Origin of the sequence: Pseudoalteromonas sp. S4741 (assembly GCF_005886135.1) — a bacterium.
Lineage (GTDB): Bacteria > Pseudomonadota > Gammaproteobacteria > Enterobacterales > Alteromonadaceae > Pseudoalteromonas > Pseudoalteromonas tetraodonis.
Window position 1 is genome coordinate 22617 of sequence record NZ_PNCN01000010.1, and the last position, 23655, is coordinate 46271.

At 39.7% G+C, this 23655-nt stretch carries 21 protein-coding genes and 2 pseudogenes; 7 read left to right on the plus strand and 16 right to left on the minus strand.

Annotation, left to right across the window (positions count from 1 at the left end; genetic code table 11):
- Window positions 1-6: 6 nt before the first annotated feature.
- The gene (gene corA, locus CWC30_RS01285) at window positions 7-963 is read right to left on the minus strand and encodes a magnesium/cobalt transporter CorA (RefSeq protein ID WP_016900502.1); all 957 of its coding nucleotides are present in this window, start codon (window positions 961-963) and stop codon (window positions 7-9) included.
- A gap of 347 nt (window positions 964-1310) precedes the next feature.
- Here corA and dps point away from each other — a divergent pair, with 347 nt between their 5' ends.
- Both dps and CWC30_RS01295 read left to right on the plus strand, forming a co-directional pair.
- On the plus strand, window positions 1311-1835 hold the full coding sequence (dps, locus tag CWC30_RS01290; RefSeq protein WP_138626218.1) for a DNA starvation/stationary phase protection protein Dps: 525 nt from the start codon (window positions 1311-1313) through the stop codon (window positions 1833-1835).
- Window positions 1836-2021: 186 nt separating this feature from the next.
- Complete coding sequence (locus CWC30_RS01295; RefSeq protein WP_138626219.1) at window positions 2022-3740, plus strand: SulP family inorganic anion transporter; 1719 nt, start codon at window positions 2022-2024, stop codon at window positions 3738-3740.
- 268 nt (window positions 3741-4008) lie between these two features.
- Here CWC30_RS01295 and CWC30_RS01300 read toward each other — a convergent pair whose 3' ends face one another.
- Entirely contained in the window at window positions 4009-4536 is a 528-nt protein-coding gene (locus tag CWC30_RS01300; RefSeq protein WP_138626220.1) for a hypothetical protein, read from the minus strand.
- A 620-nt stretch (window positions 4537-5156) separates the two neighbouring features.
- Between CWC30_RS01300 and CWC30_RS18550 the strand changes: the two are divergent.
- Window positions 5157-5354 (plus strand): annotated as a pseudogene (locus tag CWC30_RS18550) (SulP family inorganic anion transporter); the annotation flags it as partial.
- 54 nt (window positions 5355-5408) lie between these two features.
- On the opposite strand, the pseudogene CWC30_RS01310 reads toward CWC30_RS18550, so the two are convergent.
- The 4 genes and pseudogenes from CWC30_RS01310 to CWC30_RS01325 form a co-directional block, all read right to left on the minus strand.
- Window positions 5409-6086: pseudogene (locus tag CWC30_RS01310) on the minus strand (glutathione S-transferase family protein).
- Window positions 6087-6148: 62 nt separating this feature from the next.
- The gene (locus CWC30_RS01315; RefSeq protein ID WP_138626221.1) at window positions 6149-6790 is read right to left on the minus strand and encodes a hypothetical protein; all 642 of its coding nucleotides are present in this window, start codon (window positions 6788-6790) and stop codon (window positions 6149-6151) included.
- A gap of 15 nt (window positions 6791-6805) precedes the next feature.
- On the minus strand, window positions 6806-7615 hold the full coding sequence (locus CWC30_RS01320; protein WP_138578460.1) for an NERD domain-containing protein: 810 nt from the start codon (window positions 7613-7615) through the stop codon (window positions 6806-6808).
- 119 nt (window positions 7616-7734) lie between these two features.
- Window positions 7735-8325: an acyl carrier protein phosphodiesterase gene (locus CWC30_RS01325; RefSeq protein ID WP_138626222.1), complete on the minus strand. Its 591-nt coding sequence runs from the start codon at window positions 8323-8325 to the stop codon at window positions 7735-7737.
- Window positions 8326-8659: 334 nt separating this feature from the next.
- Between CWC30_RS01325 and CWC30_RS01330 the strand changes: the two genes are divergently transcribed.
- Window positions 8660-9988 (plus strand): sodium/glutamate symporter, encoded by a 1329-nt coding sequence (locus tag CWC30_RS01330; RefSeq protein WP_138626223.1) that lies wholly within the window; start codon window positions 8660-8662, stop codon window positions 9986-9988.
- A 78-nt stretch (window positions 9989-10066) separates the two neighbouring features.
- Here the strand turns inward: CWC30_RS01330 and CWC30_RS01335 are convergent, their stop codons facing one another.
- Both CWC30_RS01335 and sodC read right to left on the minus strand, forming a co-directional pair.
- Window positions 10067-10300: a ChaB family protein gene (locus tag CWC30_RS01335; RefSeq protein ID WP_121637933.1), complete on the minus strand. Its 234-nt coding sequence runs from the start codon at window positions 10298-10300 to the stop codon at window positions 10067-10069.
- Between the two features lie 14 nt (window positions 10301-10314).
- On the minus strand, window positions 10315-10884 hold the full coding sequence (gene sodC / locus CWC30_RS01340) for a superoxide dismutase family protein (RefSeq protein ID WP_138626224.1): 570 nt from the start codon (window positions 10882-10884) through the stop codon (window positions 10315-10317).
- A gap of 507 nt (window positions 10885-11391) precedes the next feature.
- Between sodC and CWC30_RS01345 the strand changes: the two genes are divergently transcribed.
- Entirely contained in the window at window positions 11392-11637 is a 246-nt protein-coding gene (locus CWC30_RS01345; protein ID WP_004587585.1) for a DUF4235 domain-containing protein, read from the plus strand.
- 88 nt (window positions 11638-11725) lie between these two features.
- On the opposite strand, the gene CWC30_RS01350 is transcribed toward CWC30_RS01345, so the two are convergent.
- Entirely contained in the window at window positions 11726-12220 is a 495-nt protein-coding gene (locus tag CWC30_RS01350) for a hypothetical protein (RefSeq protein ID WP_054982822.1), read from the minus strand.
- Window positions 12221-12432: 212 nt separating this feature from the next.
- Window positions 12433-13665 (minus strand): Vgb family protein, encoded by a 1233-nt coding sequence (locus CWC30_RS01355; RefSeq protein ID WP_138626225.1) that lies wholly within the window; start codon window positions 13663-13665, stop codon window positions 12433-12435.
- 425 nt (window positions 13666-14090) lie between these two features.
- On the opposite strand from CWC30_RS01355, the gene CWC30_RS01360 reads away from it, so the two are divergent.
- On the plus strand, window positions 14091-14399 hold the full coding sequence (locus CWC30_RS01360) for a hypothetical protein (protein ID WP_004587588.1): 309 nt from the start codon (window positions 14091-14093) through the stop codon (window positions 14397-14399).
- A gap of 332 nt (window positions 14400-14731) precedes the next feature.
- Here CWC30_RS01360 and CWC30_RS01365 read toward each other — a convergent pair whose 3' ends face one another.
- The 6 genes from CWC30_RS01365 to CWC30_RS01390 form a co-directional block, all read right to left on the minus strand.
- On the minus strand, window positions 14732-15511 hold the full coding sequence (locus tag CWC30_RS01365; protein ID WP_029772030.1) for an HIRAN domain-containing protein: 780 nt from the start codon (window positions 15509-15511) through the stop codon (window positions 14732-14734).
- A complete protein-coding gene (locus tag CWC30_RS01370; RefSeq protein WP_138626226.1) occupies window positions 15504-16463 on the minus strand; it encodes a HipA domain-containing protein in 960 nt (319 codons plus the stop codon). The genes CWC30_RS01365 and CWC30_RS01370 overlap by 8 nt, the downstream gene beginning before the upstream one ends.
- Before the next feature lie 741 nt (window positions 16464-17204).
- Window positions 17205-20096, minus strand: coding sequence for an aminomethyl-transferring glycine dehydrogenase (gcvP, locus tag CWC30_RS01375; protein WP_138626227.1), 2892 nt, complete (start codon window positions 20094-20096; stop codon window positions 17205-17207).
- A gap of 151 nt (window positions 20097-20247) precedes the next feature.
- A complete protein-coding gene (gene gcvH, locus CWC30_RS01380) occupies window positions 20248-20637 on the minus strand; it encodes a glycine cleavage system protein GcvH (protein WP_069440120.1) in 390 nt (129 codons plus the stop codon).
- Window positions 20638-20714: 77 nt separating this feature from the next.
- Entirely contained in the window at window positions 20715-21797 is a 1083-nt protein-coding gene (gene gcvT / locus CWC30_RS01385; protein WP_138626228.1) for a glycine cleavage system aminomethyltransferase GcvT, read from the minus strand.
- A gap of 120 nt (window positions 21798-21917) precedes the next feature.
- Window positions 21918-22517, minus strand: a complete 600-nt coding sequence (locus CWC30_RS01390) for a hypothetical protein (protein ID WP_138626229.1) — start codon at window positions 22515-22517, stop codon at window positions 21918-21920.
- Window positions 22518-22643: 126 nt separating this feature from the next.
- On the opposite strand from CWC30_RS01390, the gene CWC30_RS01395 reads away from it, so the two are divergent.
- Window positions 22644-23501, plus strand: a complete 858-nt coding sequence (locus CWC30_RS01395; protein ID WP_138626230.1) for a LysR family transcriptional regulator — start codon at window positions 22644-22646, stop codon at window positions 23499-23501.
- Window positions 23502-23655: the final 154 nt, after the last annotated feature.

The following is a 23655-nucleotide window of genomic DNA, read 5'->3' on the forward strand; positions in this document are numbered from 1 at the left end:
AAAGTATTATAACCACCCTTTATGTTTAAAAAATAAATAAGGGGCAAAGCCCGACAGCAACATAATGCCAATTGCAAATGGATAACCCCATTCCCATTGTAGCTCAGGCATTATATTAAAATTCATACCATACACACTAGCCACTACTGTAGGCGGTAAGAAAACCACTGAGGCAATAGAAAAGGTTTTAATAATTTGATTTTGTTCAATATTAATAAAGCCTTGTGTTGAATCCATCAAAAAGTTCACCTTGTCGAATAAAAAGGTACAGTGCGACATTAAAGTTTCTATATCGAGTACAATTTCTCGAAGAGATTCGCGCTCGTCATTTTGCGCACCTATACGGCGTATTAAAAACGAAATATTGCGTCGCGTATCCATTAAACATAAACGCACCTTACCATTAGCATCTTCTAAGCGAGCTATGCGACCAACCGCCTCTTCTAAGTCTGAGTTATCTTCTTCAAGTACATAAGCACTGAGCTTCTCTAATTGATGATGCATGTCTTCGAGCATATCCGCGTGGTTTTCAACTTTTTGATCAAATAAAGTGATTAATAATTGTTTTGCTGTATCGCATGCCACCTGACCTTTGCGCGCTCTTAAGCGCAGTAGTCTAAAATCAGCCAATTCCTCATCACGAATAGTAAGTAAGCAATTGTTTTGCAACAAACAAGCTACCGTTACAGTATTAAATCGCCCTTCATTAGGTGACATAAACAATGCATGCACATGTAAACCTTCATTATCGATAAAGCACCTAGACGACGTTTCAATCTCTTCTACATCTACCGAATCTGGAAAGGTTATATTGAGCGTTTTTGCAAGCGCATTTTGCTCCTGCGGTGTTGGATTAATAGTATCAATCCAATGTGCATTCTTTATGGATACTTCAACAGGGGTATCAGGTAAAGGCGCTAACTCTTTGATCACTCCTTGCTCGATGGAAAAAAACCTCAGCATACACTTCTCCTTTAATAGATCTTTGGGTTGAGTATATGTAACAGATCATTAATCAACAATGATAATACCTCCATTAGAACAACTATAAAGAGCAAGCTATTTGCTAACAATTTTTAGCACTTCGATTTTGCAGAATTTACAAAAAAGTGCATATTTTTCATACCCTTTGAGCTAAACACTCCTTAAAACTTTATTAAATAAAAATTAAACTTTTAAATTTCAATTACTTAAATCAAATAATCTATCGGCATGCCCATTGCTTCTATTAGTACAAGACGTGTTCGTTATCGCAATTAAAACACTCACTTGAGTAAAGCGAACACTATTTTAAAATAGCAGGAGGAATAATGAGTAACAGTAATAATGCAAACAAAGTCGCTGAATTTACCGCTCCCGGTGTAGAAAACGAATCAGCAAATAAAGCAATATCTGTTCTAGAAGATCGCATGGTAGCGCTAATTGATTTACAGCTAACTTTAAAACATATTCATTGGAATGTAGTAGGTCCGAACTTTATTGGCGTACATGAAATGCTAGACCCACAAGTTGAAACCGTGCGTGAAATGACCGACACCATAGCAGAACGTATTGCCACTTTAGGCGGCGTTCCGGTTGGTACACCAAAATCGATTGTTGATCGTCGTACATGGGAAGATTACGCCATCGGCAAAGGTTTAGTAACTGAACACCTAGCCGCATTAGACAAAGTATATAACGGCGTTAACAGTGATCACCGTAAAGCCATAGAATCACTTGCTGAGCTTGATCCGGTATCTGAAGATATGATCATTGCGCAACTTGCAGAGCTTGAGCAATATCAGTGGTTTGTTCGCGCCCACATAGAATCATCAACTGGTCAATTGAATAGCTAATTTTTAAAGCAGTCATTTTTACTTACAAAGCCCAGTAACTTGCTGGGCTTTTTTGTTTTTAAACTACATTCCTCTTATTAGTACACTAGAACCCCCCCTATTTAGCGCATCTAACACGTTTAGTTACTATACTTATTATTAAAGAGAACTTACTATCTACTCCTAATTATTAGCAGGGAATTTGAAGTGTTGTCGCGTCTATATAGCTTTATGCCAGGTTTACACAGCTTATTTAATTATCAACGTCAATGGTTTGCTGATGATGTGAGGGCGGCATTATCGGTTGCAGCCGTTGCTTTACCTGTTGCTATAGCTTATGCGCAACTTACAGGCGTTAATGCTGCAGTTGGCCTGTATTCTTGCGTATTACCTATGATGCTTTATGCACTTTTTGGTACCTCTAAACAGCTTATTATTGGCCCTGATGCCGCAACATGTGCGGTTATTGCTGCAGTTGTTACTCCACTTGCTGCAGGCGATAGCTTTAAACATTGGCAATTAGTGATCACCATGACCGCAATGACCGGTTTTTGGTGCTTTATTGCCAGCCGCTTTAAGCTAGGTGTATTAGCCGACTTTTTATCTAAACCAATTTTAATGGGGTTACTAAACGGTGTGGCTATTACCATTATTGTTGGTCAGTTTTCTAAAGTATTTGGCTTTACCTTTGATGAGCGCTATTTGCTTGAGCGTTTAGGTGGCGTTCCTACGTATTTATCGCAAACTCATATTCCCACCTTATTAATGGCTTTATTTACCCTCGGCGTTTACTTTGTGTTAAAGCGCTTAAAACCTACATGGCCAGCCTCTATGTTTGCCATTGCACTAGGTGCGGTATTCGTTTGGTTTTTTAATTTAGAGCAATTTGAAATAAAAACCATAGGCACAGTAACTGGTGGTTTGCCCGTGTTTAACACCCCAGTATTTGACGTGGGTATTATTCGAGAACTTGTTGTACCGGCACTCAACTTAGCCATAGTTAGCTTTGTCAGCATGATGCTAACAGCGCGAAGCTTTGCAGCAAAGAATGGCTACGACATCGATGCCGATAAAGAATTTAGAGCCTTGGGCATCGCTAATTTAGCGTCAGCATTATCACAAGGCTTTGCCGTTAGTGGTGCCGACTCACGCACAGCCGTAAACGACGACTCTGGCGGAAAAACCCAATTAGTTTCGATTATAGCTGCCGCTATTATTGGTGTTATCGCTCTTTTTTTAACGGCGCCGCTTGAGTTTATTCCCAGTGCTTCACTCGGGATTGTATTAATAATTGCCTCTGTTCACCTGCTTGATTTAAAGGCAGTCTGGCAATTAAAATTTAAAGATAAGCAGGCATTTTACTTAGCCTCAGCCACACTTTTTGCTGTGCTGTTTATTGGTGTTATACCAGGAATTACCCTTGCTGTATTACTAGGGTTATTTCAATTTATTCGAACTGTTATGCGCCCAACCGACAATATACTCGGCGTAGATGTTAACGGTGTAGTAAGAAGTTTAGACGCCACAGATAAAGCAAAAGCAGTGCAAGGCGTGTTTATTTATCGCTTTAATTCACCTTTAACTTACTTTAATGCCAGCTACTTTAAACGCAGATTACTTGAGCAATACGCAAGGCAAAAAGACGACACCCAATGTGTAATAATTGACGCTGTGCCCTGCTTTACCCACTTAGATTTAAGCGTAATGGCTATGCTTGCCGACCTCGACGTTATATTTAAAAAGCGCGATATAAGGCTTGAACTTGCAGGTAGAAAACGCCAACTACTTTCGTGGTTTGATATTGCAGGAATGAAGTCAGGAAAAGAAGGTATATATATTCACTCTGATCTATATGTTGCGCTACAAAAAAATAGAGTAAGCCAGCCTACCGACGAAGTTGCCTTATTTGAAGCTCATACCAATTAGGAATAATTAGCCGAGTTGTAAAATATAAACGGCAATAAAAATAAAAAAGAGTCACTGTATTTTATTATTCGTTGAACGGCTAAGCCCCCTATTACTGTGTAAGTTATTTTCAATTCACTACATAAGCTATTTAATGGGCTAAAATAGCTAAATTATTAACAGGCTTCTGATAATGAAGTCACATTAATAGAGCAGCTAAGTTATAATACGGTTTAACCAACAACGCTATTATACAACCTTGTTGGTTAAATTATTATATCAATTAGCATTATAAAGTCGTCGATATTGATACAGCGTGTGGCTGCATAAGATCTTTTGCTTTTTCCATTTTCTCGTGGGAATCGGTATGTACAACAATCGCCCACAGACCCGAGCGAGTTGCTTCTCTTATATTGTTGATCAAATCATCGTGATCTGGCCTTAACGAAAAAGCTCCAGCAATTAGTAAACCAACAAAAGTACAAAGAATACTTATCGAAACATATGTTTCTAGGATGTGCTGTTGTAAAAATTCAAACTCTAATAAAAAGAGTATACTGGCAATGATCACACCAACAACAAGACCAACTACGGCAAATACTAAGTGTGATTTCAACATAGTTTTAGCAATTTTTTTATCTTCAGGCTCAACCTTTTCATCGTAATGTTGATCGTGAGGTGGAATTAGCCTTATGCTTTTTTTTACAAAGTTCTCGTCATTATTTAAAATATCAAAGGTTGCTTTAGCTTTATGTTCGCTGTTAAAAATACCGCCCACTTTAGTGGCTTTATCTCCACTGTTTATATTCGCTTTCATGGCTATTATCTCCGCATTAAATAAATAGTGGTTTAGTAAAACTACTAACACTAATTAATAAAAATTATTGATAATTGAAAATACGACTAATAAATTCACTTTATCATCATAAAAGCAATTGCAAGACTAACACCAACTTGATTGACGAGTAATAACTCAATTACCAAAGTAAATAAGCTTACGTGTAAATTAGAGGTGGAGGGGTTATCCTTTGTTTTTTAATACTTTTAGTACCTATTTAAATTCATCGATTATTCTAACCTTATTATTTTTGTTGCGAACTCTGCACTACAATAATTAATGTCCATATAAACCACCGTGTAGAATATACAAAAAATATTTCAAACCTCGAAGCAACTAAAAAGTAATAATTCAGTATCACCTTGTTGATAAGCCTAGCTATCATCAGGCGATAAATTAATAGCATACCCTCGGAGTTAAGTTTTGGGATATATGGCTTTAAGTTAGCCTTAATAATTTGTATGTGAATACTTATAACTTCAGGAAGGCCCGTTTTTTATTTCTTTGGATCTATGCTTAAATTACTGTGGATGAACCATATGTTCAACTTCATGCCAGTTAATTTAGTAATCACTTTAATCACATAAAAGAAAATACCAATCATTGCCAACATAGACGGAATACTTAAAAAGCGTGATATAAGGCTTGAACTTGCACGAATGAAATCAGGAAAAGAAGGTATATATATTCACTCAGACCTATACATCGCCCTAAAAAGAAATAGCGTAAGCCAGCATACAGAGGAAGTTAATTTATTCGTGGCAGATGAAAATAAAGAGGCGCTCACACATCCATAAAATACTAAACAGCAGATCAGCTAGCTGGCTCTGCTGTTTAGTATTAAGTACTTTTTATACTTTTGGGTAATTTGAAGGGAAAAACGCACGTTTGGCTTCTTCATCAAACTCTTTTTTAAAGGCGACATCGGTGCCAATTTTACGTGCACGCGCAACCGCTGGGCGGCTATCAATGCTTTCAAACCAACGTTTTAAATTAGGGTATGGCGCTAGGCCTTCTTCACCAAGTACTACTGGCGCTTTATCAATCCAACCCCAAGCAGATACATCAGCAATGGTGTATTCATCACCCACTATAAAGTCGCGACCTTCAAGGTGTGCATCAAGCACTTCGTAATGGCGCTGCGCCTCACGCAAGTAGCGGTTAACGGCGTAATCAAGCCCTTCAGGCGCCATGTGTCTAAAGTGTACGCTTTGCCCCGAATACGGCCCAAGGCCAGATGCTATAAACATTAACCATGAAAGCATTTCGGCGCGATTCTCTGGCTTACCTGCTAACTTACCGTGTTTTTAGCTTAGGTACATTAATATAGCGTTCGAATCAAACACACGAGTTTCACCATCAACAATGGCAGGTGCTTTTGCATTAGGATTAATGGCTTTAAACTCAGGTGTGTGTTGCTTACCTTTTAAGGTATCAAGTGGCACAAGTTCAAACGGTAGGCCTGTTTCTTCTAAAAACAAAGCAACCTTCATTGGGTTAGGTGTATGGTGAAAATAAAATTTGATCATAAAACGCTCCTAAAAGTAGTAGCTACAATTAAACCACAACTTGATCGGTCGTTCAAAAATAGTTAGCTAAAGTACTTAACCAAACAACTCACCTGCATTAACCCTGCCCCTATATAAATAAATGTAACGCGCGCTTCTTCTTGTGCCTTTTTAATAAGCGCTACCAAAAAAGTGACTACAATAATAATTACACTTAATGCTAAGCCATATAAAAAAGAGCCACAAAAATGAGGTAAAACTGCAAGCAATCCCGCAATAATTAATGCGCCATAAAAAGCTACAGGCATACGAACATTAAACAATACACCCAGTAAGGCAGATACAAACGCAGACGCATATAAAATTACAATATGCCTAGGCCACGCGTAACTTAGTGGATGTTTAAAATTAAAGCTTGTAGGGTTTAAACTAGTAACCGCAGACGAAGTCGCGTGTATAAAAATACTAACTAATAAAGCGCCGATAAAAAATGCAGCAAATGCCGAAACAGCACCACCGCCTGTATACCCTGCTTTCTCTTTTTCTATCACTATAACCACAACACTTAATGCCGCACTAAGCTGAAACCATTGCCAGTAATCGTTACTAAAAAGGGGGATTGCAGCAAAGCCAATTACGGGGACTAATATTTTGGCTTCTTCGTTTTTGTGTAATAAATAAAAAGCCATAATAGCTATATAAAACAGTGCCGTTACATCAGGCATAAAATCTACTTCCTTTTAAATTTCAACACTATTTCTACATTTAGGGAATGCACTACAGCCAAAGAACGTATTTCCTATATTAGTACCTTTCTTTGCTTTACGTAGTACCATTTTCTCACCGCAACGTGAGCATATCTGAGTTTCTGAGCGTTCTTTTTTCGGCGCCTGCTTATGTTCAATAATTGTTTTTACATGGCTTACATGTTGGCGATTTGTTTTAAAACTTGGCTTTAATTTTCCGCTTTCAATTGTATTTACTATATCGTTTTTAGTATTAGCACTAAGTACTCGCTCGGTTTTACTTTTAATGTACTCAATACCGCCGCGTGCAAACCTAACATTTTCAGGTAGTTTAGTTTTAAATGTGCTGTCGCCAATAAAAATAATAACCGAAAATAATGCGTTACTGTTTATACCTAAACACGACTCAAGTGTTTTTAAATGCTTGTAGTTTTGATGTAGGGGGTTTTGAAATTTTGATGAGTGTTTAAAAATTTTTTGTGTCCACATTTTTTGATTCGCTGAACCAAAAATCCAACCTTTCATGTTTTTAGTTTCCACCACAAACACACCAAACTCAGACACAATAATATGATCAATTTGCGTAGTACCATTTTCGATGCCGTTTTCAAAAGTAGGCAGCGTCACATTTTTAATTAACGTGTAATCTGCCTTATTTAAAAACAGTTTAATTAGCACATTAACTTGCCACTCTCCTATCGCTCCTTTAAACCAAGGTGTTTTAAAAACCCCAATACAAATAAACAGCGGTATAAAATACCAAAGCTGGCCTAATAACGTGGCCAAAATCGTAGAAAAATCCATATTTAGTTAATCCTTTAAGCTATACAAATGGCATAATAGAGCCGCGAAATTTAACAAAAATAAACTAGCAGTACACGTAATAATGCACGTTCAATATTAAACACATTTAAGCATTGTTTTTAATACGCCCTTTCTAAGGCATGTTCATTAACATGTTCAATTAACTCAGGGAAAAATGCTAAAAATACCGATTCTAACTCATGGTAGTTTTGCGCTATATCCTCAGCGGAACCAGCAAAGTTATTAGTAAAACGAATGCGTTTGGCTATGTTATCAAGCGCAACCCCTACCCCTTCTATAGTTTCGTATTCTTTAAACCAATCGTTTGTAGTCATGCTGGTTACAACATGCTGCATGCGCGCTGGCATAACCGCTATGCGCTCATTTAAAAGTGCGTAGCTGCTGCGTTTAAAAGCATTTAAAGGGTGTTTGTTAAATTGCTGCCAATGCATAATTAAAAAGTGATCAAACAGCACGTCAATCGCTACGCCTGCAAAGCGCTTTCGCTCGGGCGAAAAGTACTGTTTAGTGGTTTTTACTAAAGCGTGTGAGTCGGTAAATTTATCGACTAAGTAATGGTTTTCTAGTGCACTTTTAACGCTATTGGGCAGGTATTCTGCGTGCCTGCGTCCACCAAAATCACCTAATAAATTGCCAAAGTGTGAATCGGCTGTAGGCTTTGCTAAGTAAAGGTGAGCTAAATAATTCAACGTAATCCCAATGGGTTTAAACAAACTTAATTTTGCCAAATAGTAACGCACATTTAAGCGAAACTCACACGAGTGTTTAACGCACTCTCTGTGTATTTACCTAACACTTTAGTTTGAAAATTATACAAATACTCTGTAAAGCCGTTGCACTCAATTCAACATTAAATATTTAAAATAGAATTATCAATTACTTAAAATAGAATTATCAATTACTTAAAATTTAAAAAATCGCTGGAATATATATTGCTACTTAGCGTATTTAGCACTCAAACATGTATAGCTCTTTTTATTAGTGAGTAGTTAAAAGGAGCATAAAACATAGGTTAAATCAGTTATGGATATAGCTATATTTTTTAAGTCGTTACTATTACTGGCCTTTTTTTTAACGCTAGGTAATTTAATTAAGTACACATTTTTAAGGGGCTTAATTGTGCCCTCATCGTTAATTGCTGGCGTATTGGCTCTTTTATTAGGGCCACAATTACTCGGTGAGCATATTAATTTGTCGCTCCAAGGCACTAATTTATGGATAGATGAAAAGGTCACAAGCATATGGAAGGAGTTACCTGGGTATTTAATTGTAGTGGTGTTTGCAGGTTTATTTTTAGGTAAAAAAATACCTACAATTAAACAATCGCTAAATCAAAGCCTACCCAATTTAAGCTTTGGCTACAGCATTGCCATAGGCCAATATGTGGTGGGTATGATCACGGCATTATTAGTACTTGCCCCTTTATTTGATACCAACGAAGTTGCCGGCGCACTCATTGCGGTGGGATTTCAGGGCGGGCATGGCACCGTAGCTGGCCTGCAATCCACTTTTGAAAGTATCGATTTTGCAAAAGGTATGGACTTGGGGTTAGGTATAGCAACAATAGGCCTTATAAGCGCCATCGTGTTAGGGACTATTATGTCTAATCGCACCGATGGGGGCGACCAAGAACTTGAAATTAGCCACGACGAAAAAGTAGAGGTAAAAGACCGCCCGTTTGGCCTGCACTTTGCTATTTTAGGCACGGTTGTTATTGTTGCTTGGCTTATTCTTAGTGGCTTACAAGTAGCCGAAAAAAACCTTTTTGCCGATTCATCGGTAAAAATACTTGAGTACATGCCTTTATTCCCCATTGCGATGATGGTGGGTTTAGTGGTGCAAATAGTGCTTAATAAATCAGGCATGGGTAACTTAATTAGTCACTATCAAATAAATCTGCTTTCTAACCTCTCCCTCGATTTACTAATAATTGCCGCACTGGGTGCGCTTAACTTATCGGTACTTGCTAAATATTGGCAAAGTATTTTAATTTTAGGCGCAGTGGGGGTTGCCTATAGCGCAGCTATTTACTTTTTCTTTGGTGGGTGGTTTTTCCCAAAAGATTGGAAAGTGAGAGGAATTGGCGAGCTTGGGCAATCTATGGGCACTACGGCAGTTGGGCTGTTAATGCTAAAACAGGCTACCTCAAACCCAAGCGAGCATATTCGCCCCTTTAGTTACAAACAACCACTTTATGAGCCCGTGGTTGGCGGCGGTATTGTTACTGCCCTTGCTCTCCCTGCCATTGCTAATTTTGGGCCGTGGGCATTTACTATTATTATGGCGGTTATATTAGCCTGTGTAGTGGGTGGTTTTGCCTTTTATAAACGCCGCAAACACAAAAGCGAGTAGCCTAATTGCGCTATAAAAAAGCCGCTACAACTTTTGTAGCGGCTTTTTTATGCATTGGTTTTTTACTTGTACCAGTAACTAATTATTCGACTTAACCCAATTTCCATTATCATTTTTACTGTAGCTATTTTTAACCGCAGACCAAGCCACTTTATGCGCTGTGGTTTCGCGGTCGTCGTCGTTTTTTCTATCGCTTGGGTCCTCGTAGGTATCCCACGCGCTATTAAAAGCCTCTTGATATATCTCTTGGGCATGTTTAGGTAAGTTACTTTTTACCGAATCCGGTAACTCGTTTGTGTTTTGATAAGGCATAAATAATCTCCGTATTACTTAATTACGCCGCACGCAACACGTTTACCACCACCACCTAATTTCTTGGGTTCGTCGGCATAATTGTCGCCCCCTTTGTGGATCATCACTGCGTGTTGTTTAAGCTGCTCAAGCTTGAGCCTTGGCGCTAAAACAGGCGATTTAGCTTCGCCGCGCTCATTTACAAATAACGCAGGTAAATCGCCTAAGTGGCCATTACTCCACGGTTCATCGTGGTGTTTAGCGCTGTTAGGATCAAAGTGCCCACCAGCAGCACCGGCAGGTACAACTTTACCGTTTTTTTGCTTTGGCTCGCAGCTAGCATATTGATGAACATGAAAGCCATGCTGCCCAGGCGTTAAGCCTTTAAGCGCTGGGGTAAATACCACCCCGTGCTCATTTTCTGTCAGTGTAACGGTGCCAAGTAACTCACCTTGCCCCGACTTACTTACTGCATGCATATCAACATCTACATTCGCCAATGCGCTATTTTGTAGCATTGCAGCGGTAAATAATATGGCGCAAGCTGGTTTAAAAATACGTGTTACGCTTTTTTTAGCGGTTGAATTAAACTGTAAACAATTCATCGTGCTCTCCTTATGTAGTATCTGTTTTGTAAATAACGCGACTGCTCAGTTATTAGGTACAATCTCTATACCAAGCTCACTGTAGGCAAAAAATTTCACCTGCGCTAAACGTAACGCATTGATTAAAAATAAAATAAACAAGACTAGATAATTAACCACTACACATACTTAAAATTTACTGCGTGTTTTTGCTTAAACGCTGCACAAAAACTAGGGCAAATTTACACAAGAAATGACAACTTTACAGGCTTAACACGCTCACCCGCCTAATACTAAGTACCGCTCAAAACGGGTAAAAAAGCAGCTCAAACGCTTAATAGCGCATTTACTAATACCGCGCTAAGCCAATAGCACAGCGCGTTTAATCAAAATACGCGCCTATGCACACGCTAAAATAAACCATGCTCACCACGCCTGCTGCGCTATCGGTATACTAATTGCTGAACATACTAGTGTTATTAAACGGGTTATAGATGACCCTATCGCTATTAAACAATCGAGGGAATTATGAGTAACAAGCAACTAATTAAAACACTAGGTATAGGCCTAGCCGCCGCGTCAGCTGGCATGCTAACCAGAAAAAGTTTACAAAAATCGTGGGAAAAGGTAACCAACGAGCCCGCCCCAAAAGACAAGCCAAGCGAGCATACAGATCTTAAAGAAGCCGTTACATGGGCGGTGGTATCTGGCATTGGTGCAGGCGTGGCAAGAATGGCCGTACATTATGTGCTCGACAAACGTAAATCTAAGTAAGCCAATAGCCACTAAAGTGCAACGTAAAAAAGCATAAAAAAAGGTGAAACTAAGTTTCACCTTTTTTATTACTTTAAACTAATTAGCTTTACGCGGTAGACACACTACTCGCGCCTGCATTTTTAAGTATTTCTTCAATCGCGCTTTTGTTATCGCTGTTGTACTTAACACCAATTAATATAGAGCCTTTTTCAATGGCGTCTTCGTAAAATTTAACTTCGTGCTCAGGAATAAACGCCCCAATAGCAGCGCCTAAACTTCCGCCAACGGCAGCACCAGCGCCGCCCGCTGCAAATGCAGCCACTAATGGGCCTGCTACTAATAAACCTGTACCACCGGTTGCCACGGTACCTACGGCAGTAAAACCGCCAACAATTGCAGCTATAATACCACCAGACGCTGCACCAACAATGCCGCCTTCAGCCGCTTTGGTTCCCTCGTCTAAGGCAAAGTCTTCCTTTGCGTATGAGTCATTGGCAACAATGCTTATATCAGCTTCATTAATACCTAATGCTTCTAATCTATAAATAGCCAGTGTTGCTTGTGATGCGCTTTCAAATAACCCAGTAATAACCGTGCTCATAATAACTCCTTTATTTATTTAAAAAATACAGCTATTACTAAGCAAAACCCAAACCACTTAAATTATTACTATTAATCAATAAGTTAAATCACAAACCCAAACTACTGCTTTCATTTACACAGTAAATATTGCTAACCGTTGTAAAAAACTCCTACCACATAAATAAATGCACTAACGCTTAGCGCTTTTATATAACGCGTTAATAAACTCAATTACTTAGACCAAGTAATTTCCGCTAATTGATTAGTAGCCGTTTGATGAATAATTAAGCCGTTATTGCCCATACGCATGTGCCTAATTAAGCCAGAGTAAACCCCTTCTTTACTGGGAATTTGCCAGCTTTGCATGGTTTGAGTTTTTAAATCAAACCTAACCAGCGTTTCGGGGCGCTTAGCCGACTCATTAAACCAAATAGCATTATCGGCATATTCAATGGCATACGGGTGGCTGTGTTCGCCGCTGGGGTTATCCCACTGCGTTATTTTACCGTTTTTGGGGTTATAGCGGCCAAGTTTACCCATGCCAGAGTTTACATAAAACACCATATCATCAGGCGTAATAGCAAGGCGCCTAGTATGTGTTTTAGCACCTGGGAGTTTTATTTCGCTAAGCTCCATGGTGTTTTTATCAACTTTAACCAAACAGTTACTGCCATTACACGACACCCACGGCGTCCCACTAGAATCAAGCTTTATACCATAAGGCCGCGAGCCTTTAGTGGGTAAAGTAGCCAGCTTAATATCGCCGCTTTTAGGGTTTAGCCTGCCAATCATGTTGCTGTGCTGCAGGGTAAACCAAAATATACCCGCATCATCAAACACGCCTGTATGTGGGTCACGGGCGTTTTTATCAGGCATTTTATACACTTTAAATTTTTCGGTTTTTAAATCTAAATACCCAACCGTGCCATTTTTATTACCTAAAAACCAAGGGGTTTGGTTTTTATCAAGCGATACACTGTGCGCATACGTACCACTTGGCAAAGTGTACTCTTTCATTTCACCGGTTTTAGGGTTTAATCTACCTAAAATATTACCCCACTGGCCAACCCACCAAATAAGCCCGTTTTCACCTTGCACAGGGTCGCGAGCACGTTGCCCAAGCGTAGGCACTTGCCAGTATTTAAAGCTAAGTTTTAAATCGCCTTTAACCACCGTTGACTCACGCTTATTATTAACAGGGTAATGCTTGGCCAAATACGCGCTAATATCTTTACTAAGCGCAGTGCCCTCGCCTGTATCTACCATATAACTTATGAGTGTTTGCCAATCCGCTTGGCTATAACCCGCACTGCGATCAAGGTTGTTTAAACTATGGCAACTGGCACAAAGCTGCTCAACTAATACCTCTGGCTCGTTACTCAATACAGGTAACGGCGCAGCTAAAGCCCCTAGCGCAACCGTTGCCACAAAGTGTTTATTAAATAAAAATCGATTTTTACGCATAACGCCCTCCCTTTTTTAATATTAAAGCATAGGGCGAAAGTGTTTACTATATGAGCACTTTTAGCTTTTAGCTTTTAGCTTTTAGCTTTTAGCTTTTAGCAGAATAGTGTCGTTTTTATTTTCGGTGTGAAATCGTTATTTTTTGTAGGGGTAATAGTAATTTAGGTACGTTTTCTTGCTTAAAAAACGAAAACAAACTCCCTCTACATGTAAAACCAAAAAGTTTGTGCTTTCGGCCAACGCGCTAGCAAGCTAAGCGCCTACAATAAATAACATTGTATTTAACTTTAGCTGTGGCTATTACATTGGCTGTGCGTTGGGTTTCGCTTCGCTCTAACCAACCTACGGTTGTTGCATAGCTACAAGCTTGCGTATAATGCCCGCACTCTGGCTGTATGTATTAGCCGCTAATTTGGATTCTAATAATGAAAAAACTCTCTGCAGTGCAAGTAAAACAACAAGCACTTGTGCTTAACGTTGCCGATAAACTAGAAGCACAAGGGCGCGAAGAAATCCCTGGTATGTTGCAGTGTTGGTTTGATGTGGAATATCACTTATTTCCAAGTTCACTACTGCTTTGTTTTCAGTTTGAAAACGAACAAGCTTTAGCAGCCGCAGAGCCTGATTTATTAAAATGGCAAAAGCGCTTAAGCGCCGCAATGCTTAAAAAAGGCGTGATTTTAAAAGATATGCGTAAACATTTAGTGTTTACTTTAAAAGGCCCTGATGATTAAAGAAGGGCTTTAAATTAGGATTAGAGCAAAACTTAGTAGCGCTATAGTTTATAATTAATAGTTTAAGCGCATAATAAAGGGCAATAATATTGCCCTTTATTTTCTCACGCACTCTCCCACGATTAATCACATGGTAAACGCATTTAAACTCTATTCGCCGTGGTCTCGACAGAGTAATTGACTCGATGAGCAAAAGACTATAAGCCTTGATCCTTGGTGCATGAAATCAAGATTTGGCGCCCTTGGTTTATGGTGTTTAGTTAAGTTTAATAAGAGCCGTTGGGCTTTTGAGTAAAAAAGCAAGAAAAAAGCAATGCATAACCGAAACTGTATTAGCCCACATGGCTTATCTCAAGATTAAACTTTTTATATTCATCGGAAATGAAGCACTCATAATCTTTTGGAATTTTAGATTTAAATTCACACAAAAACTTAAACCTGTGTGGAGCAGTCTCATTGACTTTGATCAAGGTTAAAAAATATTCTTGAGAATTAATTAGGTTCTTTAAATCATTATTCAAATATCGAGGGCAATAACCAAGCTTGTTTTCCCCATCATGTAATACAATTAGAGCATTTGAATCATGTTGATTATCTAATTCATGCTTAAGTTTAAGTTCAGAGCCAACTGTAAGCTTTTTAGCTAAATCTTTACACTCATCGCTTATATATTTAAAACCAGAAACAAAGAACTTAATCGTAAAATATTCTCCATCTAACTTAGGTACAGTTACTACCCTGAAATTATCCGTTTTCCTCTCTCCACCTGTAATACCTAAAAACTCTAACTCATCTGCACTTCTAATATCCAAACCTGACCACTCGATCATTTGTTTAAATTCTGGCCTGTTTTTTGGCAAAAGCCTATTATTAAAGAATTTAAATAATTCATTGGATACATATGTTTTACTAAGTTCATCAAGCCTTAAAAATGCTTTAAAATTTTTGTTTTTGGCACCGTTTGTATAATGAAACTTATATACAAACTTCTTTTCATCTGAGCTTACAGGCTCTTTAATTAGTTTTGCTACTGGGTGCCACATACGAGTTTCATCATCTTGCCAGACAACATAAAGCTCAACTTTTAGAGTAGCAATATTAGTATTAATCATAAAATTTGTTTTTTAACTCTAGTAAATTATCTCGATTAGCTAAAATCAATCGTAATGTAAATTTTTTTGTTATTTTAGACATCAATTCATCTGGAACTTTAGTAATAACTGAATTAATTTTGTCTTCAGTTAAATTTTCAAGTAAGCCTAACCAATAAGTGGGAGCCTTAGATTTCTTCTTCTCTAACGCTAGCATCGACATTTGTTCGAAGGCATCCAATGTTTTAATCCTTTTCCCCTGACTATAAAAGAAAGATTTAGAGCGCCTCACATACTTTTGTATTGTGAGACTTGGTGAAGAATTATTTAGTATTTCCAACCTTTTTATATCACTTTCATTACGCCCCAAACTCGCAGCATGATCATATGAAGGAGCTAGATAATTACTATCAAGACTTTCAATAATTCCCCAATTCTCATTATGCCTGTCTTGGTTAGAGATAAGTACATCAAACATCAAATAACCTATGAATACATCTATTACATTCGCTATTTCAAGATTGCTCCAGCCCTTAGGGGGAGCGTCTGCTAACCAATCTAAAGCAGTATATACCCTGCTCACTGTTTGTAACCTTATATTATCTTTTAGTTGAAAACTTTCCTCAAGCGATTCAAAACCAGCTATATGCTCAATTAATTGATTACCGAAAGTTAATTGCTCACCTTGCGCAATAAAGTTTACTGTCCTGATACCTCTTTCACTTTTATTTTTAGCTAATTCGTATTCAGCATGAGGTATACCTAGAAACACTGCCAACTCACATGCTATTTTTTCAGCCCAATCTTCACCATATCTAACTATTGGATTGCCTTGCTTATCTTCTGTATGGATTGATTTAAACAAGTAAGAAGTATTTTCAGCTTCATACCAAAACTTTGTTTTCGTTCCCATTTGTTCAAACTGTTCAACATCTTCTTGAGATATATCAATAATTTTATATTTTGTAGTCACAAACATGCTCGTAAATATTGAAGAAGAGGAAATAAAAATAACTGAAAAATAATATTTGAATAGATAACAATTTTCTCTAGAGATTCATCCTATCAAACTTTAGAAAAAATCTCTCTTCTAACTAATATAGAAAAATAAATTCAAAGCTCATGGCATATACTTTCTAAAACTAAGCCCCCAATCTCGCTTCCCTCCCCCCGTCATCACGCCCTGAAAATAAGAAATTGATGAGTAATGTCGCGCATGGATGCGCGATAAGGCGGAACTAGGCCATGGATGGCCTATCTTCGCCGTTTACGTCCACATCAATTGTGTTTTGAAGGAAGTAGCGTGATGCTCGGGCGCGCTGAGAGTGTCCAGAGAGGGACCAGCGGCAGCCCCTCTTTGGCTGCTGTCGCCAGCGCGACAAAACCTTGAATAAGGTTTCTAATTTCTAAAATACCAAACGTCTTCGCGTTATCGGTGATGATAACCTGAAACACCTATTCAAATACTTATTCGGGCTGCCGCCCGCGCGTCAGCAAGCTAAACGCCTACAATAAATAACACATACTCTTGGCTTTTGAGCGAGTAAGTATATTTGTGTTTCGTTGGGTTTCGTTTCACTCTACCCAACCTACGTTCATATAATTTATGGCGAATCACCTCACACAAAAAAGCCGTTGCATTGCTGCAACGGCTTTTATAATTTTGATAAATCCCACTCTACAGTGGAACTTACTACCCATTAAAGCTCAAAAATTAATCGCGGTATGTCTCAATCGGAGGACATGCACATACTAAATTACGGTCGCCGTATACGTCATCTATACGCGTAACCGTTGGCCAGAACTTATCTTTAGCAACTGCTGGTACCGGGAAGGCAGCGTAAAAACGGTCATACGCGCGGTCCCATTCATTACCTAACACATCAGCTTGAGTGTGCGGTGCAAATACCAATGGGTTGTTTTCGATAGACCATTCACCTGAAATGATTTTATCAATTTCACCTTTAATCGATACCATAGCTTCGATAAAGCGGTCAATCTCGCTCTTAGACTCAGACTCAGTTGGCTCAATCATTAATGTGCCCGCTACTGGGAACGACATCGTTGGTGAGTGGAAACCGTAATCTTGTAAGCGCTTAGCAACGTCCATTTCAGTAATGCCTGAGGCTTCTTTTAATGGACGTAGGTCAATAATACATTCGTGGGCAACACGGTTGTTACGGCCACGGTATAAAATTGGGAAGTGCTTGCTAAGCTCATTACTTAGGTAGTTAGCATTTACAATCGCCATTTCTGTCGCTTGTTTTAAGCCCTCAGAGCCCATCATGGCAATGTAAGCCCATGAAATAGGTAAAATAGAGGCAGAGCCATAAGGCGCTGCCGATACTGCGCCGTTACCAACATTAGTACCTGGTACGTTAATTACGCTGTGGTTTGGCATAAATGGCGCAAGGTGCGATTTAACACCAATTGGACCAACACCTGGGCCACCGCCACCGTGTGGAATACAGAAGGTTTTATGTAAGTTTAAGTGCGATACATCTGAGCCAATAAAGCCTGGGCTAGTAACACCTACTTGCGCGTTCATGTTTGCGCCATCCATGTAAACTTGGCCACCGTGCTGGTGAACAATTTCACATAGCTCACGAATCGTTTCTTCGTATACACCGTGTGTAGATGGGTACGTTACCATGGCACATGATAGGTTTTCGGACACCTCAGCAGCTTTGGTTTTTAAGTCTTCCATGTCGATGTTGCCGTGTTTATCACAGTTAACAACTACAATTTTCATGCTGGCCATTTGTGCCGACGCTGGATTAGTACCGTGCGCAGAACTTGGGATTAAACATACGTTACGATGCGCATCCCCTCGTGACTCGTGGTATTTACGAATGGCGATTAGGCCTGCGTATTCACCTTGTGCACCTGAGTTTGGTTGCAATGAAACCGCATCGTAACCGGTAATGTTAACTAGCCAATCGTGTAGCTCGTTAATCATTATTTGGTAACCTTCTGCTTGGTCTAGCGGGCAGAATGGGTGAAGGTTTGCAAATTCAGGCCAGGTAATTGGGATCATTTCAGCGGTCGCGTTGAGTTTCATAGTACATGAACCTAACGAGATCATAGAGTGATTAAGCGCTAAATCTTTGTTTTCAAGACGCTTAATATAACGAAGCATGTCTGTTTCGCTGTGGTAGCTGTTAAAGTTTGGATGCGTTAGGATTTCATCATCACGCACTAGGCTTGCAGGAATAGAGTCACTGCCATTTGCTTCAACATCCGCAGCAATTGCATCTACGCTTAGGCCGTGGCCTTCGCCTAAAATAATATCAAATAACTCGGCAATGTCTGCACGTGTTGTGGTTTCTGATACTGAAATTGAGTACTCACCCGCATGGTTAGCAGCAAAGTTAACACCTTTAGCTACAGCACGCGCAATCACGTCGGCTTTGTTTTCATCAACAACAGTTAATGTATCAAACCAGGTAGTGTGCTTAAGTGCGACGCCTTTTGCTTTTAAGCCAGTTGCTAAAATATCAGCAAAACGATGAATGCGTTGTGCAATGGTTTTTAAGCCTTGAGGGCCATGGTATACCGCGTAAAACGCCGCCATGTTCGCTAGTAATACTTGCGCAGTACAAATATTTGAGTTTGCTTTGTCGCGACGAATGTGTTGCTCACGGGTTTGCATTGCCATACGCAGTGCATCGTTACCTAAACGGTCTTTTGATACACCAATAATACGCCCTGGTAATGAACGTTTGTATGCATCACGTGTTGCAAAAAATGCAGCATGTGGACCACCGTAGCCCATTGGCACACCAAAACGCTGTGCTGAACCAAGTACGACATCTGCGCCTAATTTACCTGGTGCTTTTAATAGTAGTAAGCTCATGATATCGGCTGCCACACATGCAATCGCTTTTTTGCTTTGTACGCCAGCAATTAGGTCTGTTATATCAACAATTTCGCCTGATGTTGACGGGTATTGAAATAACGCACCAAAAATGTCGTGGTTCACGGCATCAGCGGCTTTACCTACAATAATTTCAAAACCAAATTGCTCTGCACGGGTGCTCACTACGTCAATGGTTTGCGTGTGTACGTCGTCGGCAATAAAGAACGCATTGGCTTTTTTAGCTTTTGATACACGTTTTGCAAGGCCCATTGCCTCGGCGGCAGCAGTTGATTCGTCAAGCAGTGAAGCACTTGCTAAATCTAGGCCGGTAATGTCTAAGGTCATAGTCTGGAAATTTAATAGTGACTCTAAACGCCCTTGTGCAATCTCTGGCTGATACGGTGTGTACGCTGTGTACCAACCCGGGTTTTCAAGTACGTTACGTAAAATTACGTGCGGTACGTGAGTTGGGTGGTAGCCTTGGCCAATATACGATTTGAAAACTTTATTTTTGCTTGCTATTGATTTTAAGTAGCTTAGTGTTTCAACTTCGGTACGGCTTTCGCCGATATTAAGACCTTGCTCAAGACGAATACCAGCAGGTACAGTTTGACCGATCAGCTCTTCAACGCTCGATACTTCAAGAGCGCTAAGCATGTCGTTTACTTGCGCTGGGCTTGGCCCAATATGGCGGCGAATAAAATCTTGCTTTTGCTCTAATTGTTCAAGAGATTTGGCGTTTGACATGTGTCCAGATTCCTATGATCCTAAATACTAATGGGTAACTAGTATTGATTAAAATATGTGGTGATTTGGCAACTTACTGAGTATGGTAATAAGCTGTAAAATCATAAAAGCCCCAATGTTTTAAATAGAGGGGCTTTTAACTAATTAACGATTACTCTTCGTCAATAGTGTGTGCGTAGCCTTCTGCGTCGAGCAAGTTATCAACTTCAGATTCGTCAGATGCTTTAATGCGGAATAACCAACCGTCGCCGTAAGCGTCGTTGTTTACTGTTTCAGGCGCATCTTCTAGCTCTTCGTTAATAGCAACAACTTCACCGCTAATTGGTGCGTAAATGTCTGACGCCGCTTTTACTGACTCTGCTACTGCACAGTCTTCGCCTGCATCGACTACGTCGCCTACTTCTGGTAATTCAACAAATACCATGTCGCCAAGCAGCTCTTGGGCGTGCTCAGAAATACCAACAGTGTAAGTGCCGTCACCTTCATTACGAACCCACTCGTGTGAAGGTGCGTATTTTAACTCGCTAGGGATATTGCTCATTTTGTTTCATCCTTTGGTTTAGATTGGGTGAATACCAATAAATGAGGGTGACCTATTTACTGGTATAACCAAATTATTTAGATTATTGATTTACCGTTACGTACAAAGCCCGGTTTAACTACTTTTACGTTAACTAATTTTTTACGCATTTCTACTTGAGCTATGTCGCCGGTTGAACGTGGCACACGTGCTAATGCAACACTATAGCCCAATGTTGGTGAGAATGTGCCAGATGTAATAACACCTTCGCCACCATCAACAATTACTTTAGAACCACTGCGTAGTACGCCTTTTTCTTCAAGAATAAGACCTACTTGCTTGTGAGTACTTTTTTCTGCACGTTGTTTTACCAATACATCACGACCAATAAAGTCACGATCTTCTGGCTCCCATGCAATAGTCCATGCCATGTTAGCTGCCAGTGGTGATACGCTTTCGTCCATATCTAGGCCGTAAAGGTTCATACCTGCTTCTAAACGTAGTGTGTCGCGCGCGCCTAAGCCCGCAGGCGCTACACCGGCATCAAGCAGTTGCTGCCATAAATCGGCTGCTTGCTCGTTTGGTACTACAATTTCGTAACCGTCTTCGCCAGTATAACCTGTTGTAGCAATAAATAAATCACCGGCTTGAACACCAAAAAATGGCTTCATGCCCTCTACTGCAGCTTGCTGGTCTGCGTTTAATACCTGGGCTGTTTTAGCACGTGCATTAGGGCCTTGAACCGCAATCATGGCGTATTCTGGGCGCTCAGTAACCGTTACAGCAAAATCGCTCGATACCTTAGCTAAATGTGATAAATCTTTTTCACGGGTCGCTGAGTTAACCACTAAGCGATAAAATGTTTCGCTAAAGTAGTAAATAATTAAGTCGTCGATTACGCCGCCTTGCGCGTTAAGCATGCCAGTGTAAAGCGCTTTACCTGGTACGGTTAACTTAGCAACATCGTTAGCTACTAGCTTGCGTAAAAACGCTTGTGCTTGCTCACCTTGTATATCAACAATGGTCATGTGTGATACGTCGAACATGCCCGCATCGTTACGTACGGCGTTGTGTTCTTCTATTTGTGAACCGTAGTTAATTGGCATTTCCCAGCCATGAAAATCAACCATTTTTGCGCCGGCTTCAAGGTGCTTTGCATGTAATACTGTTTTAGAAGTCATAATATTCCTTCACTTTTAAATTAACCCATGTGTGTGGGCGTGGCCTCAATTAAATGAGGGGGGAATAACATGGTAGCCATTATTAAGCCTACCAAATTGTAATCTTTAACTTTTTACCCGTTAGGCTGCTTGAGTGTTGGTAACACTAAAGCCCTGTTGCTGCATATACTGTTGCCACTTATCAAGCGTGGCAGTTTTAGCAATAACAATAAACTGCTGTTCGTTGTTTTGATCTACTGCAGTAACAAACACGTCTCCACTTTGCGCGCCATAACAAAGCTGCGCGTCAGCAAGGCGTAAGCCAGGTGTTAATTTAAACGCATCAACTAAGGTATCAAAGGCGTTACTACCGGTTAAGGTAAAGGTTGCTAAGTCGGTGCGTACCACAAAGTCGATATCGTATCTAAGCTGTTGCTCGTTAATGAGCGCTTGTAATTGCAGGCTAGCATTAACTGGAAGTACAAATCGAAAGGCGGTTTCGCTAAAGTAGTAAACGGCGTAGCTAAAATCAGAATTTAAATCGCCATCCAGTGTGCCTTTAAAGCCAAAGCCACTGGCAGTTAGTTTTGTGAGGTCATGACCTAAAATCGCACTTAAAAATACCGATGCTTCACTGCCGCTAAAATCAATAACAACGTGGCTGTTATTAGCTTGTAAGGCATTAATAACCGCGCTGTTAGCGTTGCTATGGCGGGCAAACATTATCGGGTTAAAAGTCATAACAAATACCTATCTATCTTTAATAGCAAAAGTATATTGCGCAAGGCTTACAACAACAAATTGTAATTACTTATCAATTGATAAATAATACTTATATATATAGCCATATAAATAGTAATTTTAAATATGAAAAATATTTCAACCGACAGTTTACGAACTTTTGTTATGGTGGTTGAGGTTGGTGGATTTGCCAAAGCAGGCGATTTACTTGGCCTTTCGCAACCTGCGGTGAGCTTACAAGTAAAACGCTTAGAAGACTTACTCGGCTATAAATTATTTAAAAAGCAGGGGCAACGCCAAGTACTTAATCAATATGGTGAACTTTTACTGCCTATGGCAAAACAAATGGTGCAACATAACGATGCCATTTTACAGTTATTCACTTCCGAAAGTGTGACTGGTAAAGTGCGCCTAGGGATCCCTAGCGAATTTGCAGCACGCATTTTACCTTCTATTATTGGCGACTTTGTGGCGCTCTACCCTGATGTATCGTTAGAAGTGAAGTCACGTTTGAGTAAACACTTACTTTCGGATGAGCGCCAAGATCAATTTGATTTAGTATTGGCGCTAAATGAGCAGCTTGACTCAGAAAAGTTCCCTATTTTTATTCAAGATCAATTAGTGTGGGTTGGCGACCTCTCACTGGCGCAAAATGAAACCGTTACCTTAGTAACAGCGCCTGAGGGCTGTATTTACCGACGCAGAGCAACCCAAGCACTTGAAAAAGCAGGCATTAAATATCGTATTGTTTACAGTAATGCCGATTTAACCGGTTTAATTGCCGCATTAAAAGAAGGCTTAGGCATAACAGTGCTCGCAAAAAGTACCGTACCTAACGATTTAGCCTATCACTTACACACTAAACATTTACCTGCGCTTGGTAGCATAGGTATTAGTTTAGTAAAAACCGCCAGCGAACCTGAAAACGCCGTGTTTAAACTCGCTGAGTTTATTAAGCTGCGCTTAGGTTACCCCACTCCTTAATAACCTGAACTCTGGATAATAAATCTATCTCAAGCAGCGTTCAGGTTAAATTAACCGCCACCAGCCAATACATTATCCTAGTTTTATAAGATTAGAATAAACATTCAGGGTCTGTTGACCTTTGCGGATTAAGATTTGTTCAAACTAGGGGCGG

Coding starts and splice junctions, on each gene's coding strand:
- CWC30_RS01350 (WP_054982822.1), bottom strand. CDS start 12,220: ATGAGCACGGTTATTACTGGGTTATTTGAAAGCGCATCACAAGCAACA.
- CWC30_RS01355 (WP_138626225.1), bottom strand. CDS start 13,665: ATGCGTAAAAATCGATTTTTATTTAATAAACACTTTGTGGCAACGGTT.
- CWC30_RS01315 (WP_138626221.1), bottom strand. CDS start 6,790: ATGCCTGATGTAACGGCACTGTTTTATATAGCTATTATGGCTTTTTAT.
- CWC30_RS01300 (WP_138626220.1), bottom strand. CDS start 4,536: ATGAAAGCGAATATAAACAGTGGAGATAAAGCCACTAAAGTGGGCGGT.
- CWC30_RS01360 (WP_004587588.1), top strand. CDS start 14,091: ATGAAAAAACTCTCTGCAGTGCAAGTAAAACAACAAGCACTTGTGCTT.
- CWC30_RS01395 (WP_138626230.1), top strand. CDS start 22,644: ATGAAAAATATTTCAACCGACAGTTTACGAACTTTTGTTATGGTGGTT.
- CWC30_RS01335 (WP_121637933.1), bottom strand. CDS start 10,300: ATGCCTTATCAAAACACAAACGAGTTACCGGATTCGGTAAAAAGTAAC.
- CWC30_RS01330 (WP_138626223.1), top strand. CDS start 8,660: ATGGATATAGCTATATTTTTTAAGTCGTTACTATTACTGGCCTTTTTT.
- CWC30_RS01320 (WP_138578460.1), bottom strand. CDS start 7,615: ATGGATTTTTCTACGATTTTGGCCACGTTATTAGGCCAGCTTTGGTAT.
- dps (WP_138626218.1), top strand. CDS start 1,311: ATGAGTAACAGTAATAATGCAAACAAAGTCGCTGAATTTACCGCTCCC.
- gcvP (WP_138626227.1), bottom strand. CDS start 20,096: ATGTCAAACGCCAAATCTCTTGAACAATTAGAGCAAAAGCAAGATTTT.
- gcvT (WP_138626228.1), bottom strand. CDS start 21,797: ATGACTTCTAAAACAGTATTACATGCAAAGCACCTTGAAGCCGGCGCA.
- CWC30_RS01365 (WP_029772030.1), bottom strand. CDS start 15,511: ATGATTAATACTAATATTGCTACTCTAAAAGTTGAGCTTTATGTTGTC.
- corA (WP_016900502.1), bottom strand. CDS start 963: ATGCTGAGGTTTTTTTCCATCGAGCAAGGAGTGATCAAAGAGTTAGCG.
- CWC30_RS01345 (WP_004587585.1), top strand. CDS start 11,392: ATGAGTAACAAGCAACTAATTAAAACACTAGGTATAGGCCTAGCCGCC.
- sodC (WP_138626224.1), bottom strand. CDS start 10,884: ATGAATTGTTTACAGTTTAATTCAACCGCTAAAAAAAGCGTAACACGT.
- gcvH (WP_069440120.1), bottom strand. CDS start 20,637: ATGAGCAATATCCCTAGCGAGTTAAAATACGCACCTTCACACGAGTGG.
- CWC30_RS01390 (WP_138626229.1), bottom strand. CDS start 22,517: ATGACTTTTAACCCGATAATGTTTGCCCGCCATAGCAACGCTAACAGC.